This is a genomic window from Myxococcus sp. MISCRS1 (assembly GCF_026626605.1).
Classification (GTDB): domain Bacteria; phylum Myxococcota; class Myxococcia; order Myxococcales; family Myxococcaceae; genus Myxococcus; species Myxococcus fulvus.
Genome location: NZ_JAPNKB010000001.1, coordinates 9,735,191 through 9,749,502, shown reverse-complemented (window position 1 = coordinate 9,749,502; position 14,312 = coordinate 9,735,191). Strand labels below are relative to the sequence as shown.

Here is a 14,312-nt window from a genome sequence, read left to right as displayed (position 1 = left end):
CGATTTCAGAGAACCTGCTTCACCTAAAGAAACCGCCCGGATGCAACCTCTGCATCCGGGCGGGACACCGCGAGGCCGAAAGACCTACCAGCGGTAGTGCGCGAAGGCCTTGTTGGCCTCCGCCATCTTGTGCGTGTCTTCACGCTTCTTCACCGCGTTGCCGCGGTTGTTGGCGGCGTCCATGATCTCGCCGGCCAGCTTCTCCTGCATGGTCTTCTCGCCACGGGCCTTGGAGTACGTGATGATCCAACGCATGCCGAGGGCGACGCGACGGTCCTGACGGACCTCGACGGGCACCTGGTAGGTGGCGCCACCGACGCGGCGGCTCTTGACCTCCAGCACCGGCTTGACGTTGTCGAGGGCCTTCTTGAACGTCTTGAGGGGGTCCTCCTTCGCGCGCTCCTCGATGAGGGCGAAGGCTCCGTAGCACACGCCTTCCGCGATGGACTTCTTGCCCTTCCGCATCAGGTCGTTGACGAACTTGGTGACGAGCCGGTCCTGGAACTTCGGATCCGGAAGAATCTTGCGCTTGGCGACTACGCGACGGCGAGGCATCTCTTCTCTCTTCCCTTACGCCCTGGCTCCCTTGGGAGCACGCTACGACGGGCTTCAAGTACCACTGAAGGAAACTTCACGAGGACGCTCCCCAGGGTGCGGGGCTCAACGTCCAGACTCTGGAACAACGAAGGTGGTCGCGCTCAGCTCGGACGCTTCGCGCCGTACTTGGAGCGGCTCTGCTTGCGGCCCGCAACGCCCACGGAGTCGAGCGTTCCACGGACGATGTGGTAGCGCACGCCCGGGAGGTCCTTCACACGACCGCCGCGGATCATCACCACCGAGTGCTCCTGGAGGTTGTGGCCCACGCCGGGGATGTAGGACGTCACTTCGATTCCGTTGGTCAGACGCACGCGGGCCACCTTGCGGAGGGCCGAGTTCGGCTTCTTCGGAGTCGTCGTGTACACGCGGGTGCAGACGCCGCGCTTCTGGGGGCACTCCTTGAGCGCGGGGCTCTTGCCCTTGATGTTCAGCTTCTCGCGGCCCTTGCGGACCAGCTGGCTAATGGTCGGCACTGATACCTCGTTCTTCGGGTTCGCAGCCGCCACGAGACACGAGGCGGCGCATATCTACCTACAGGACTACTGAAAAAGGCCGCGAGTATAGGGAGCGACCCCTCCGTGTCAAGCACGGCATGACGCAGACCTGGAACAGGTCAGCGTCCATGAGGTCTTTCCTTGAGACTCGTCAACCCAGCTTACGACGGGTCGGTCCTCTACTCCGCGTGCGCTCAGAAGTCGAGGACCATCACCACGGCGTCCTCGCCCTCGTCCGCGTAGTAGTTCGGCCGGATGCCCACCGGGCGGAAGCCGAAGGCGCGGTAGAGCTGGATCGCCGGCTCGTTGCTCTTCCTGACCTCCAGGGTGGCGAGGCTGCAGCGGCGCGCCCTGCCCCGCTCCAGCACCTCCTCCATGACGGCCCGCGCGACGCCCCGCCGCCGGTGCTGGGGGGCGGTGGCCACGTTGAGCACGTGGACCTCGTCGTGGACGATCCAGAAGATGGCCAGGCCCAAGAGCAGCGGGGGCACGAACTGCCGGGGCTCCTCCACCAGGAGGATGGTGGACCACTCGTGCTGGAGCTCGCGCTTGAGCAGCTCCGGGGACCAGGGGTTCTTGAACGCCGCCTGCTCCAGCGCCATCACCGCCGGCAGGTCCCCTTCCGTCATCTGACGGATGGAGAAGCCATGCGGCTCGCGTGGCTCGGCGTCCTCCCGCATCCGCCTCATCGCTTTGCCTCCCGTGTGAAGGGCGCCACCCGACGCACCTGGGCCGAGGCCCTCACCTGCGCCAGCTCCTCCACGGCCAGCGCCGCATAGCGCTCGCGGAAGAGCTTCTCCCGGATGGACTCCCGCACCGTCTCGTAGTCGGCCGGAAAGTCCCCGGGGTGCTGCTCGTAGAATCGACGGATCTCCGTCTCGCCCACCTGGGCCCGCAGGCGGATGCGGCTGTCCAGGACACGCTCGGCCCTGAGCCCCCGCGTCAGCACCGCCTTGAGCCCCTCCACGTCCACGTCCGCCCGGGCCAGGAAGCGCTCCAGGGCCTGGGAGCCCCCGACGCGCAGCCGGAACGCCTCCAGCCGCGCGTCCACCTCGGCGGGTTCGGCGGGGAACGCCTGGAGCCGGTCGGCGTTGAGCACCTGGACCCGCTGGCTGATGGCCAGCTCCAGCGCCCCCCGGAGGAGCTCCTCGTCCAGGGGGACCTCGAGCGCCTGGAGGCCGCCCCGCTGCACGAGCGCCACCCGGGCCTCGAACTCCAGCTCGCTCTGGGTGAGCACCCGCCCCTCGATGATGGCGACCACCCGGTCCACCACCCTGCCCTGCGCCTCTCCCGCGGGAGCCTGGGCATGCACGGCCGGGGCGGCCAGCAGGAGGAGCCAGCCCGCCAGCCAGAAGGTACCTGCTCCCGCTCGGCGCGGCGCTGCCATGGCCTCCCTCATCTTCCGCCGGACTTTATACACCCCAGGCCAGCCGAACAGTCCTTGCTGGCGCACTCCCACCGACTGGTTACTTTCAATCACGTACAGCTCGGCGGGAACAAATGGCGGACGACTACTACCAGATCCTCGGCGTGGAACGGACGGCCTCCGAGGAGGCCATCAAGAAGGCGTTCCGGAAGCTCGCGCGCCAGCACCACCCCGACGTCAACCCCGGCAACAAGTCCGCCGAGGAGAAGTTCAAGCAGATCAACTCGGCCTTCGAGGTGCTGTCGGACCCGAAGAAGCGCAAGCTCTACGACGAGTTCGGCGAGGACGCCGAGAAGATCGGCTTCGACGAGAAGAAGGCGGAGGCGTACCGGCAGTACCGCGCCCAGGCGTCCCGGGGGGGCGTGGGCGGCATCCCCTACGGAGGCGAGGACTTCGACCTGGGGGACCTCTTCAACGACCTCTTCGGAGGACGCAGGGGCGGTGGGGGCGGGTTCAATGACCCCTTCGGGCGGGTCCGGGGGCGCGGCCCCATGGGTCCCGAGCGTGGCGAGGACCTCAACGCCCAGGTCCGTCTGACGCTGGCCGAGGCCGTCAACGGCACCGAGCGGCCCCTGTCCATCAGCCGCGCCTCCCCCGACCGCTCCACCCCGGACGAGCGCGTCCGCCTGACGGTGAAGATTCCCGCGGGCGTCCAGACCGGCTCCAAGGTCCGGCTGGCGGGCCAGGGCACCCCCGGCGCGAGGGGTGGGCCTCCGGGCGACCTCTACATCGAGACCGAGGTGATGGAGCATCCCCTGGTGCGTCGGGAAGGTGACGACCTCCACATGGACGTGCCCGTCACGGTGCCGGAGGCCATGCTGGGCGCGGAGGTGCGCGTCCCCACCTTCCAGGGCGAGCTCACCGTCAAGGTCCCCCCTGGCTCCCAGTCCGGCCGGCAGATGCGCCTCAAGGGGCGTGGGGTGCCCTCCCTCAAGGGGGGTTCACCGGGTGACCTCTACCTCCGCCTCCAGGTCAAGGTGCCGGACACCGACACCCCGGAGACCCGCGCCGCGGCGGAAACCCTGGCCAAGGCCTACCGGGACGATGTCCGTCGCGAGCTGACCCTCTGAAGCTCTTGTCTCTTGTCCTGGGCGCCGCCAAGGCATAGACGGCCCCTCCCACAGTCGGATTTCACGTCGCCGCAAACGGAGCACACGCGCACATGGGCCTCTTAGACATCTTCACGGGCGGCTCGGGCCCCGAGAAAGCCCTCAAGCTCAAGCCCAAGGTCACCCAGAAGTACGGCGACCCGGCGACCCGCCAGAAGGCCATCCAGCAGCTCGGGGAGATGAAGTTCCCCGAGGCCGTCTCCGTGCTCCTGGCCCGCTTCACCATCACCGTGGACCCGCTCACCACGGACGCCGACGAGAAGGAGCACACCTTCGAGCTGGTGAAGGCCTTCGGCAAGGACGCCGTCCCCCCCATCGTCGAGTTCCTCAGCAAGACGGAGCCCGCCACGTCGTGGGCGCTCAGGCTGCTGGGTGAGCTGGTCAGCGAGGACGAGGTGACCGAGGCCTGCGTGAAGGCGCTCCAGCACCTGTCCTCGACCTACACGAAGAACCCGGAGAAGAAGGTCGTCCTGCTCCACCACGTCACCGGTCGCCAGGACGCACGCATCCCCCCGGTGGTCGTCCCGTTCCTCTCGGACATGTCGGACGACGTGAAGATCGCCGCGCTCAAGGCGCTCGCCTCCTTCAAGTACGAGCCGGCCAGGGAGCCCATGCTCGCGCTCCTGACGGCCGACGAGACGGCGCGTCGGGTGCAGACCTCGGCGCTCTCCGCCCTGGCGGACGCGGGCTTCAGCGTGGGCGAGCAGCGCGCCCGCGTGGAGTCGCTCCTGGTGGAGCCCTACGTCCTGGACAAGGACGGCCGCATCCAGCGCCGGGCCTGAGCGCCCGGGCCCGGTCGTGTCGGGCAGCCGACACGACCACTGTCCTCCGGAAGGCCCTGCACACCGGGGCCGTTCCCAGGCGCTCGGAACCTGGAGCAGGATTCTCCCGTGCGCTCGAAGAAGAAAGGGGCCCTGGCAGAGGTCGTGCCGCTGCGCCCCACCACCTCGAAGAAGTCCACCCGTCGAGCAGCGAAGCCGGCTCCCCCGGCTGACGCCGACGCCGTCGCGCGCGCCCTCCTGGAGATGGCGCGCCACCTCACCGACAACGCGGGCCCCACCGAGGCCCTGCGCTCCCACCTCCAGACGCTCCACGCGCTGCTCAAGCCCAAGGTCTGTTACGTGGCCCGCTTCTTCGCCTCGCGCGAGCAGCTCCACGTCGAGCACGTCCGCGGCCGCTACGACAGCCGCGTCGTCGCCGCCGTCCCGGGCGAGGGCGTGGTGGGGCGCGCCTTCTCCGAGAAGAAGCTCCTGCGCGAAGCGGACACCCTCGCGGTGCCGCTGGAGAGCCCCCACGGCGTCACGGGCGTGCTCGTCGTCCTGGGCGCGCGCCGCGCCGTCTCCGACACCGTGCTCCAGTCGCTGGCCGCGCAGCTGGCCGCCGCCTACGAGGTGGCCCGGCTCCGCGACGACAGCGCCCGCCGCAACAAAGACCTCCAGACAGCCATCGCGGGCTTGAAGAGCCTGGAGCAGAACCGCGAGGAGCTGCTCGGCAACGTCTCGCACGACCTCAAGAACCCGCTCACCACCATCAAGTCGTACCTGGCGATGCTGGGACGCGAGAAGCTGGGGCCCCTCACGGACGCCCAGCGCCGCGCGGTGCAGATCTGCGACCGGAACTCCGACCGCATGCTGCGCATGGTGAACGACCTGCTGCTCATGTCCCGGCTCCAGTCCGGGAAGATGCAGCTCAACCAGCGCCCCTTCGGCCTCAAGGCCGTGGCCGAGGAGGTGGTCCGCTCCCTGGCCGTCGTCGCCGAGCACGGCAAGGTGCAGGTGCACATCCCCCCGTGCGCGGAGGTGTTCGTCCGGGGAGACCGCGAGCGCATCGCCGAGGCCATCCACAACCTCGTCGAGAACGGCATCCACCACAGCGAGCAGGATGACACCGTCGAGGTCACCGTCTCCGCCGAGGAGGGGCTCGCCGCACTGACGGTGAAGGACAGCGGTCCCGGCATGTCGGCCGAGGCGCTGGAGCACATCTTCGACGCCTTCTACCGGGCGCAGCCGGGCGTGCCGCGTCCTCCCGGGGCGGGGCTGGGCCTGCCGCTGGTGGGGAAGATCGTCGCCCTGCACGGCGGCCGTGTGGAGGCGTCCAGCGTGCTCGGCGAGGGCAGCACGTTCCAGCTGGTGCTGCCGATGTTCGCCGGGGCGGTCAGCTCCCCGGACCCGAGCCAGGCGGCGCCCAAGGCGGGCGGCATCCTCCTGGTCGAGGACGACGCGGACTGCCGCGAGGTGCTGCAGCAGGTGCTGGAGCAGGAGGGCTACCGGGTGATGGCCACCTCGGGGGCCTCCGAGGCGCGCTCCATCCTCTCGCACATCCGGCCGGCCATGGTGCTGCTCGACCTGCGGCTGAGCGAGGAGGACGGGCAGTCGGTGCTCCGCTTCATCCGGGGCACCGAGTCGCTCGCGGACATCGTCGTGTACATCATCTCGGGTGCCAGCGAGGTGGCGTCCCTCACCTCCGGCCAGGGCCTGGAGCGCATCGACGGCTTCTTCGAGAAGCCGCTCCAGCTCCCCAAGCTGCTGGACACGGTGTCGGCGGTGGTGCGGCCCAGCCGCCGGGCTCCCGCCGTCCCCTGAGGGGGACGGAATGGACCGCGGAACGAACAAGAGGTGGCCGCACGCCACCTCGGCTTGGCTAGTATCCGCGCGTTCATGAGCACTTCCGTCTATTCCCGCTACCGCGCCGCATTCGCCGAGGGCCTCGCCAGCGCCCTGGGCGTGCAGGCCGCCGACATCGAAGCCCAGGTCAAGCCCGCGGAAGCGGCGCACGGCGACCTGAGCTTCGCCACCTTCCCTCTCGCCAAGGCCCAGAAGAAGGCGCCCCCCGTCATCGCCAAGGAACTGGCCGAGAAACTCTCCGTGCCGGGCCTGGAGATCAAGGCCGTGGGCCCGTACGTGAATGCCCGCTTCAACGCGGTGCCCTTCACCAGCGAGGTGCTCGACGCGGCCCGCAAGGCGGGCGCCACCTACGGCGGAGACGCGGACGCGGGGCGCGGCAAGACGGTGGTCATCGACTACTCGTCGCCGAACATCGCCAAGCCCATCGGCTTCCATCACATCCGCACCACGTTCCTGGGTCACTGCATCGCCAACATCTACCGGGCGCTCGGCTGGCGGGTGGAGGGCATCAACTACCTGGGTGACTGGGGCAAGCAGTTCGGCCTCGTCGCGGTGGGCTTCCAGGAGTACGGAGACCCCGCGCGCATCGACGACATGGGCCACCTGGTGGAGGTCTACGTGCGCGCCAACAAGCGCGCCGAGACGGAGCCCGCGTTCGACGAGAAGGCCCGCGACTTCTTCCGCCGCATGGAGGCCGGTGACGCCGAGGCCCTCAAGCTCTGGAACCAGTTCCGCGAGACGAGCATCCGCGGCTTCAAGCAGATCTACGCGCGGATGGGCATCGAGTTCGAGCACATCGAGGGCGAGAGCCGCTACCAGGGCAAGATGGACGCGGTCATCGAGCAGATTGCGAAGAAGCCCGGCGTGAAGGAGTCGCAGGGCGCGCTCATCGTCGACCTGCCCTACGCGGAGAACGAGCCGCCCATCCTGCTCAAGAAGAACGACGGCAGCACGCTCTACGCCACGCGCGACCTGGCCGCCGCCGAGGACCGCCACACGCGCTTCCAGTTCGAGAAGTCGCTCTACGTCGTGGCCCAGGACCAGGCGCTGCACTTCCGTCAGGTGTTCCGCACGCTGAAGGAGATGGGCCAGCCGTGGGCGGACAAGTGCGTGCACGTGGCGTTCGGCCGCATCCACGGCATGAGCACGCGCAAGGGCCAGGTGGTGCAGCTCAACGACGTGCTCGACGAGGCCAAGGAGCGCGCCGCCGCCAAGGTGAAGGAGAACCAGGAAGCCGGCCGGCTCCAGACGGATGACCCGGACAAGCTCGCCGAGCAGATCGGCCTGGGCGCCATCGCCTTCGGCGACCTCAAGCACAAGCGCGCCACCGACTACACCTTCGACTGGGACGAGGTGGTGAGCTTCGAGGGCCACACGGGCCCCTACCTCCAGTACGCCCACGCGCGCGTGGTCAACGTGCTGCGCAAGGGCGGCGGCGCGCCCGCCACCTACGACGCCAGCCTGCTGACGCTCCCCGAGGAGCAGGCCCTGGTGCGCGAAATCATGCGCCTGCCCGAGGTGGTGCGCGACGCGGCCGAGCAGTACGAGCCCAGCCTCGTGGCCCGCCTGCTGCTCGACGTGGCCGCCGCCCTGAGCCGCTACTACACGCTCGGCAACCAGGAGCGCGACAAGCGCATCAACGTCGAAGGGGATGACGCGCTGCGTTCCGCGCGACTCGCCCTGGCGGACGCGGCGCGGGTTACGCTCGCGTCGGGTCTGACCTTGTTGGGCATTCCGACACCCGAGAACATGTAGCCCCGGGGGCTGCCTTGGAAACCGCGCTGTCGCAGTCTGCGAATCAGGGAGAGTCCTTGCTGAAGGCGGAGTTCGGCCCGATGGGTCGGGCACTGGGCACTCGTTATCTGGAGAGCGTCCACTTCCCACCCGAGGCCGAGGACGAGCTGCGAAACCTCCACGCCAAGGGGTTCGTGGTGCACGTCATGCGCTCCACGGCGTGGGTGAACTTCCTCTACCTCACCTGGGCCATGGTGCGCCGGAGCCTGCCGCCCGTGCGGGCGGTGTCCAACCTGCGCCCGTGGTTCACCAAGCCGTGGCGCCAGACGAAGCAGGGCGGCGCGTTCCTGGAGCGCTTCGAGTACGCGCGCCAACAGGGAGGCAGCGGCCTGGTCTTCCTGCGGCGCACGGCGCTCTTGCACGCGTCCGGGAAGGAGACGCACGAGGACCCCTTCCCCGCCCTGGTGGAGCTGGCGCGCACGTCGGACCGGCCCGTGTACCTGGTGCCCGAGCTGTTCGTCTGGGAGAAGCGCAGCGCGCGCCTGAAGCCCAACTGGGTGGACATGGTGTTCGGCAGCCCCGAGGCGCCGGGCTTCCTGCACTCGATGCTGGCCTTCTTCCGCAACTACAAGCGCGCGCAGTTCCGCGTGGGAGAGCCCATCGACCTGCGCGCCTTCGCCGAGCAGAACCCGAAGGACTCGGTGGAGGTGCTCGCGCGCAAGGTGCGCAGCACGCTGCACGTGCACCTGGCCCGGGAGACGCGCGCGGTGTTCGGACCGCCGGCCAAGCCGGCCGTGCGCATCATCGACGAGACCCTGCGCGACAGGCAGCTGCGCAAGGTGGTGGACGAGCACGCCGCGCAGTCCGGCCGCAAGCAGGAGAGCGTGCTGCGCGAGGCCCGCCGCAACCTGGAGGCCATCGCCGCGAAGCCCAGCCCCACGACGCTGGCCTTCGTCGCCCCGCTGCTCGACTGGGTGTTCAACCGCATCTACGACGGCATGCACGTGGACGAGGCGGGCCTGCACCGCGCGCTCAAGGCCGCCACCCGCGCGCCCATCGTCCTGTGCCCCAGCCACAAGAGCCACATGGACTACCTGGTGATGAGCTGGGTGCTGTGGAACCGCGGCTACGCGGTGCCGCTGGTGGCCGCCGGCGCCAACCTGTCCTTCTGGCCCCTGGGCAGCATCTTCCGCCGCTGCGGCGCGTTCTTCCTGCGCCGCTCGTTCAAGGGCGACAAGGTCTACGCCGCGTCCTTCAAGGCCTACGTGCGCAAGCTGGTGCACGACGGCATCCACCAGGAGTTCTTCCCCGAGGGCGGCCGCTCGCGCACGGGCAAGCTGCTCTCCCCCAAGCTGGGCATGTTCACCTGGCAGGTGGAATCGGTGCTAGAGGGCGCGCGCAACGACCTGCTCTTCGTCCCGGTGGCCATCGACTACGAGAAGGTCGTCGAGTCGGGCAGCTACTCGAAGGAGCTGGCCGGCGGGGAGAAGAAGCCCGAGGACCTCAAGGCGCTGCTCAGCACGCCCAAGGTGCTCGCGGCGCGCTATGGCCGCATCCACCTGGGCTTCGACGAGCCGATTTCGCTCGTGGAGTTCATGAAGGAGCGCGGGCTCGACCCCGAGCAGCCGGTGACGGACGAGCAGAAGAAGGGCCTGGTCCGCGCGCTCGGCAACCGCGTGATGTACGGCATCAGCAAGGTGTCCACCGTGACGCCGCACGCGCTGGTGAGCACGTCGCTGCTCGCGCACCGTCGCCGGGGCCTGACGCAGCGGGAGCTGGCGGACCGCATCAGCATCCTGCGCCGCATCGCCCAGGAGGACGGCGCGCCGCAGTCGCGCGAGCTGGGCAACGCCCCCAGCAACCCCGAGACGATGGGGCCCATCCAGGACGCGATGCGCACCTTCATCGGCGACGAGATGGTGCGCACCCAGGAGGCCAAGGGTGACGTCATCTACCAGGTGGAGGACGACCGCCGCGCGGAGATGTCCTTCTACAAGAACACGCTGATGAACCTGGTGGCCGCGCGCAGCCTCGTGGCCAACGCCATGCTGGCCGCCGGCACGTCCGCCTCGTACGACGACGTGAAGGCGCGCGCGCTGTTCCTCTCGCGCCTGTTCAAGCTCGAGTTCATCTACCGGGTGAACACCACCTTCGACACCATCTTCGCGGAGACGGTGGAGCGGCTGGTGCGCATGGGCCTGGTGATGCACGAGGGCGACACGCTGAGCGTCGCGCCCGAGCCCCACGCCCAGCCGGAACTGGAGTTCCTGGCGGACCTGCTGCGCGACTACCTGGAGGCGTACCTGCTGGCCGCGATGACGCTCAACGACGTGGCCACGGGCGTCGCCGAGGACCGCAAGGCCTTCCTCCGGTTGGCCCTGGAGACAGGCCGCGCCGAGTACCACGCCGGTCGCATCACCGCCGCCGAGTCCCTGGCCAAGGTGACGCTGGAGAACGCGGTCACGTACCTGCAGGACCAGAAGCTCCTCGTCGAAGAGGACAAGAAGCTCAAGGTCGGTCCCCAGGCGACGGACGCGGACGCGCGCAAGCAGCTGGTCGAGAGCATCCGCGAGTACCTGCAGCGCTGACGTGTCGACACCGGGCCGCGCCGCCTCCTCGAGGACGGTGCGGCCCGTCAGCGGGGCATGGGAGGATGGGCGGATGACTGCTCGCCCTGCCCTCCTGGCCCTCGTCCTCGGTGCCTCCCCGCTTCTCGGCTGTGGCTCCACGCCGAACTCCCGTGAGCCCGCCTCGCGTGAGTGTGGCGACTCCATCCATGACGTAGCCTGGCTGGCGGGGAGCTGGCGTCAGGACACGGCCGGCAACCTCATGGAGGAGCACTGGACGCCCGCGGCGGGCGGCACGCTCTTCGGGGTGAGCCGCACCATCGTCCAGGGCAAGACGGTGTTCTTCGAGTACATGCGCATCGAGGCGCGCAAGGACGGGCTCTACTTCGTGGCCCAGCCCATGGGACGGCCGCCCTCGGACTTCAAGATGCTGCGTTGCAACAGCAACGGCGTGTTGTTCGAGAACCCGCAGCACGACTACCCGCAGCGAATCTTCTACCAGCGCCCCACCGCCAACCGCCTCACCGCCCGCATCGAGGGGAAGAAGGACGGCAAGGAGGCGGGACAGAGCTTCGAGTTCTTCCAGATGTAGCGACGGGCCCGCGAGGGCTCACCTCACGGCGCGCTGCGGAAGACGATGCGAATCTCGCTGGAGAGCGGGTTGCCCTCGTAGTCGGTGAGCACCGTGCGCAGCACCAGCGTGTACTGCGTGTTGGGCGTCAGCACGACGCCCTCGGCGAAGGCGGCCTCCACCGTGTACGGGACGTCGCCCCGCTCTACATCCTCGTCCAGCTCCGGCACGGGCGGCGCGGTGAGGACCAGCGGGAGCTCATCCCGACCGGAGAACACCGCGAAGCCGGGGCGCAGGCTGCGCACGTCCATGGCCTCGGAGAAGGTGACGCGCAGGGAGCCGCCCCTCGGAAGCGTCTCCCCTCCTCCCGGCGCCGTGGAGACGACCCGGGGCGGCACCGTGTCGCGCGGCAGGTAGATGGCGTCCCCGGGCTCCAGGCACCCGGACAGCGACGACAGCGCGAGCAGCACTCCTGCGACGAACCGACTCGAGCGCGCGCCCATCACCGGCACCCCTTCTGCGCCAGGCTCTCCGACGAGTGGCACTTGAGGCAGGCGCGGTCATTCGCCGACGCCAGCTTCTTGCACGACTGCGCGAAGCCCGCCGGGTGCGGGTTGATCTGCCGCCGCGGCGACAGCTCCGAATGGCAGCTCATGCACGACTCCTCGCGGTGGCAGGAGATGCAGCTGGTCAAATCCCGCGAGGCGGCGATGCCGTGGTGCTGCGGTCCGGGCAGCTCCACCCACGTGGTGTAGTCCGGGTGCACCTTCTGGTTGCGCGGCCGCAGCGACTGGGCCGCGTCCATGCCCACGCCCGCACGCTCGTGGCAGGCGGCGCAGAACGACTGGGCGCGGTGGCAGCTCTCGCACCGGGGCGAGTTGGTCCGGGCCTGCACCGGGTGCAGCGTGATGAAGTCGTTGGGGTGGATGGACAGCGGCTTCTGCATGCCGTCATGGCACGTCTGGCAGTAGCTCTCGCTGTGGCACTGCATGCAGACCAGCCGGTCCGTCGACGCGCGGGCCCCGTGGTTGAACTCGAAGCGCGGGCCGTGGTCCAGGCCCAGGGGGTTGCCCTGCATGGGCTTGAGCAGGCCCGAGTCGAACGTCAGCTTGAGCCGGCCGGACGGCTCCGTCGGGTGGCAGGTCGCGCACGTGTTCGAGGCCACGGTGCCGTCGTGGCACTTGAAGCACGTGGCCATCTTCGGCAGCTGGTTTCGCGTACCCAGCTTCACGTCCTTCATCTCGCCGTGGCACACCGAGCACTCCACCTTCTTGTCCACGTGCTGCTGGTGGCTGAAGTGCAGGTTGGCCGGAGGCATGGACAGCTTCGCGGGCTCCTTGCGCACGGTGGCGTCAAAGCCCGGGTGGCAGGTGTTGCACGCGGACGGAGGGTCCGTGGGCTTGCCCTTCCGGCCCGCCTCGATGTCGTGGCAGGTCTCGCACTCCTCGTGGCCCGGGAGGTTCAGGTCCTTGGAGGACGCGCTGGCGCGGGCCGAGTCGTGGCACGTGGTGCACTCGGCGCCCGCTTCCAGGTGCTGGGCGTGGTCGAAGCGCAGCGGGACGTGCTGGGCGGGATAGACGGCCAGGCTGCGCTCGCGGGCCGTGGCGGCCCAGGCGACGCCGGCGCCCACCAGCATGGCGAGCGCGGCCAGGGCGAGCAGTGCATGTCGGTTCTGACGGTGAAGCATCTACAAGCTCGCCTTCAGGTCGAAGAGGAGGAAGGCCTTGGTGTCGGAGTCGGTGAAGGGATTGAAGTTCTGCTCCACCACCAGCGACAGCCGCGTCGCGCGCGTCAGGGCCCGGCTGGCCCACACCTGGGCGCCGTAGAAGTTGCCCCCCAGGCGCGCGTTGAAGCTGTCGAAGATGCGCGCGAAGGACACCCGCGCGTCCAGCGTGAAGCGCTCCCGGTCGAACGTGTAGCCACCGGTGAGGTCGCCCCAGAGCTGGTCTCCGCCGAAGCCCGTGCGGTACGTCACGTCCAGCGCCGAGCGGAACGCGCCCGAGCGCCACGCCGCGCCCGCCGCCCCACCGACGCTGGTGGACTCCGGCGCGCCCTCCGCGTCCACTTGCGAGGCGATGGCCATCTCCGGGTTGACGTTCTCGTTGTACCGGCTGCCCAGCGCCTGCACGTAGAAGCGCAGCGGGCCGGGGGTGAACACGTCCACGCGCACCCGCGCCTCGTCGCGCGGCGCCCACGCGAAGTAGTACCAGATGGAGTCCGCCGACAGCACGGGCGACAGGCGCATCACCTCCAGCGTCGTCGCGACGCGCGTGCCGTCCCAGCGCACCTGCGTGCGCACCTGGGCCACCTTGCCCTGCAGCACGTCGTAGTCCACGCCGGCCAGCGCGTTGAGACCCAGGCCCCGGCCATAGCGCGCCTCCACCGTGGCGCGCTCCAGGTCCGTCTTCCCCTCCACCATCGCCTTGCGGTAGCCCACCGCGGCGTTGAAGCCCTTCAGGTCCTCGAGCAGCAGCTTGGCGCCGAAGACGGGCTCCATCGAATCCAGCGTGGGGTCCGCGCCCGCCACGCCCTGGTCCAGCCGCCGCGAGTCGCTCTCCCGCGTACCGTCCGGCTGATACACGGACGAGCCCAGGAAGCTCGCGCCCTTCACCCACAGGCCGCCGTACAGCTCCGCGCCCAGGCCCATGCGCGTCACGTAGCGCGCGCGCAGACCATCGAACGCGATGATGTCCGAGACGTCCGTGTAGAGCTGACGGCCCAGCCGTCCCTCGAAGCCGCCCTTCGCGTAGCGCACGTACGCGTGCAGCAGCTCCGCGTCCTCGGACTTCAGCCCGTCGACGCGCTCGGCCTCACCCTTGGGCAGACCGAAGTCCGCCCAGATGCGCATGTTGGACTCGAAGCCCAGGTCCTGCCCCGTGGCGAGCTCGAAGGCGTTGAGCCCCAGGTACTGGACGATTCGCCGCCTTGGCAGCAGCACCGGGTCGTCCGACGTGCTGCCACGCCACGCACGAATCTGGTACGCCTGCGCCTCGGTTCGCGCTTCCACCAGGAACGCCGACGCGTGCGACGTCGTTGCTCCCAGCCCCAGGCCCAGGGCACAGACAGCGCCAAGGATTCGAGGGGGCTTCCACCACGTCCGCTGCACCGTTCGAGCCAGGATGTAGGACGTCAAGGTGCTGACAGTATAGAGAACCTGCTGTCGCGACAGTTCAGCTTTTCGCGTCAAGGA

At 69.2% G+C, this 14,312-nt stretch carries 13 protein-coding genes; 6 read left to right on the top strand and 7 right to left on the bottom strand.

All coding sequences use genetic code 11. The annotated features are described in order from the left end of the window. Nucleotides 1-84: 84 nt before the first annotated feature. The 4 genes from rpsG to OWM54_RS39180 all read right to left on the bottom strand — a co-directional run bounded on the left by rpsG (nucleotide 85) and on the right by OWM54_RS39180 (nucleotide 2,478). The gene (gene rpsG / locus OWM54_RS39195) at nucleotides 85-555 is read right to left on the bottom strand and encodes a 30S ribosomal protein S7 (RefSeq protein WP_011553340.1); all 471 of its coding nucleotides are present in this window, start codon (nucleotides 553-555) and stop codon (nucleotides 85-87) included. Nucleotides 556-698: 143 nt separating this feature from the next. Further along, the gene (gene rpsL / locus OWM54_RS39190; RefSeq protein ID WP_043408969.1) at nucleotides 699-1,070 is read right to left on the bottom strand and encodes a 30S ribosomal protein S12; all 372 of its coding nucleotides are present in this window, start codon (nucleotides 1,068-1,070) and stop codon (nucleotides 699-701) included. 215 nt (nucleotides 1,071-1,285) lie between these two features. Then, on the bottom strand, nucleotides 1,286-1,780 hold the full coding sequence (gene rimI / locus OWM54_RS39185) for a ribosomal protein S18-alanine N-acetyltransferase (RefSeq protein ID WP_223747734.1): 495 nt from the start codon (nucleotides 1,778-1,780) through the stop codon (nucleotides 1,286-1,288). Further along, a complete protein-coding gene (locus OWM54_RS39180; RefSeq protein WP_223747733.1) occupies nucleotides 1,777-2,478 on the bottom strand; it encodes a hypothetical protein in 702 nt (233 codons plus the stop codon). Before OWM54_RS39180 ends, rimI begins: the two co-directional genes overlap by 4 nt. A gap of 113 nt (nucleotides 2,479-2,591) precedes the next feature. On the opposite strand from OWM54_RS39180, the gene OWM54_RS39175 reads away from it, so the two are divergent. The 6 genes from OWM54_RS39175 (at nucleotide 2,592) to OWM54_RS39150 (ending at nucleotide 11,143) form a co-directional block, all read left to right on the top strand. Then, nucleotides 2,592-3,587, top strand: coding sequence for a DnaJ C-terminal domain-containing protein (locus OWM54_RS39175; protein WP_267700658.1), 996 nt, complete (start codon nucleotides 2,592-2,594; stop codon nucleotides 3,585-3,587). 92 nt (nucleotides 3,588-3,679) lie between these two features. After that, nucleotides 3,680-4,408 (top strand): HEAT repeat domain-containing protein, encoded by a 729-nt coding sequence (locus OWM54_RS39170; RefSeq protein ID WP_223747732.1) that lies wholly within the window; start codon nucleotides 3,680-3,682, stop codon nucleotides 4,406-4,408. A 108-nt stretch (nucleotides 4,409-4,516) separates the two neighbouring features. After that, nucleotides 4,517-6,208 carry a hybrid sensor histidine kinase/response regulator gene (locus OWM54_RS39165; protein WP_267700657.1) on the top strand — a complete coding sequence of 564 codons (1,692 nt, stop codon included), beginning with the start codon at nucleotides 4,517-4,519 and terminating at the stop codon, nucleotides 6,206-6,208. Nucleotides 6,209-6,283: 75 nt separating this feature from the next. Beyond that, a complete protein-coding gene (argS, locus tag OWM54_RS39160) occupies nucleotides 6,284-8,005 on the top strand; it encodes an arginine--tRNA ligase (protein ID WP_223747731.1) in 1,722 nt (573 codons plus the stop codon). Between the two features lie 14 nt (nucleotides 8,006-8,019). Continuing rightward, a complete protein-coding gene (locus OWM54_RS39155) occupies nucleotides 8,020-10,572 on the top strand; it encodes a 1-acyl-sn-glycerol-3-phosphate acyltransferase (RefSeq protein WP_267700656.1) in 2,553 nt (850 codons plus the stop codon). Nucleotides 10,573-10,645: 73 nt separating this feature from the next. Continuing rightward, entirely contained in the window at nucleotides 10,646-11,143 is a 498-nt protein-coding gene (locus OWM54_RS39150; protein WP_267700655.1) for a DUF6265 family protein, read from the top strand. 23 nt (nucleotides 11,144-11,166) lie between these two features. Here the strand turns inward: OWM54_RS39150 and OWM54_RS39145 are convergent, their stop codons facing one another. The 3 genes from OWM54_RS39145 to OWM54_RS39135 are packed head-to-tail and all read right to left on the bottom strand — an operon-like array spanning nucleotide 11,167 to nucleotide 14,129. Further along, nucleotides 11,167-11,625: an Ig-like domain-containing protein gene (locus OWM54_RS39145; RefSeq protein WP_267700654.1), complete on the bottom strand. Its 459-nt coding sequence runs from the start codon at nucleotides 11,623-11,625 to the stop codon at nucleotides 11,167-11,169. Beyond that, complete coding sequence (locus OWM54_RS39140) at nucleotides 11,625-12,809, bottom strand: cytochrome c3 family protein (RefSeq protein ID WP_267700653.1); 1,185 nt, start codon at nucleotides 12,807-12,809, stop codon at nucleotides 11,625-11,627. Before OWM54_RS39140 ends, OWM54_RS39145 begins: the two co-directional genes overlap by 1 nt. After that, nucleotides 12,810-14,129: a hypothetical protein gene (locus OWM54_RS39135; protein ID WP_267700652.1), complete on the bottom strand. Its 1,320-nt coding sequence runs from the start codon at nucleotides 14,127-14,129 to the stop codon at nucleotides 12,810-12,812. Between the last annotated feature and the right edge of the window lie 183 nt (nucleotides 14,130-14,312).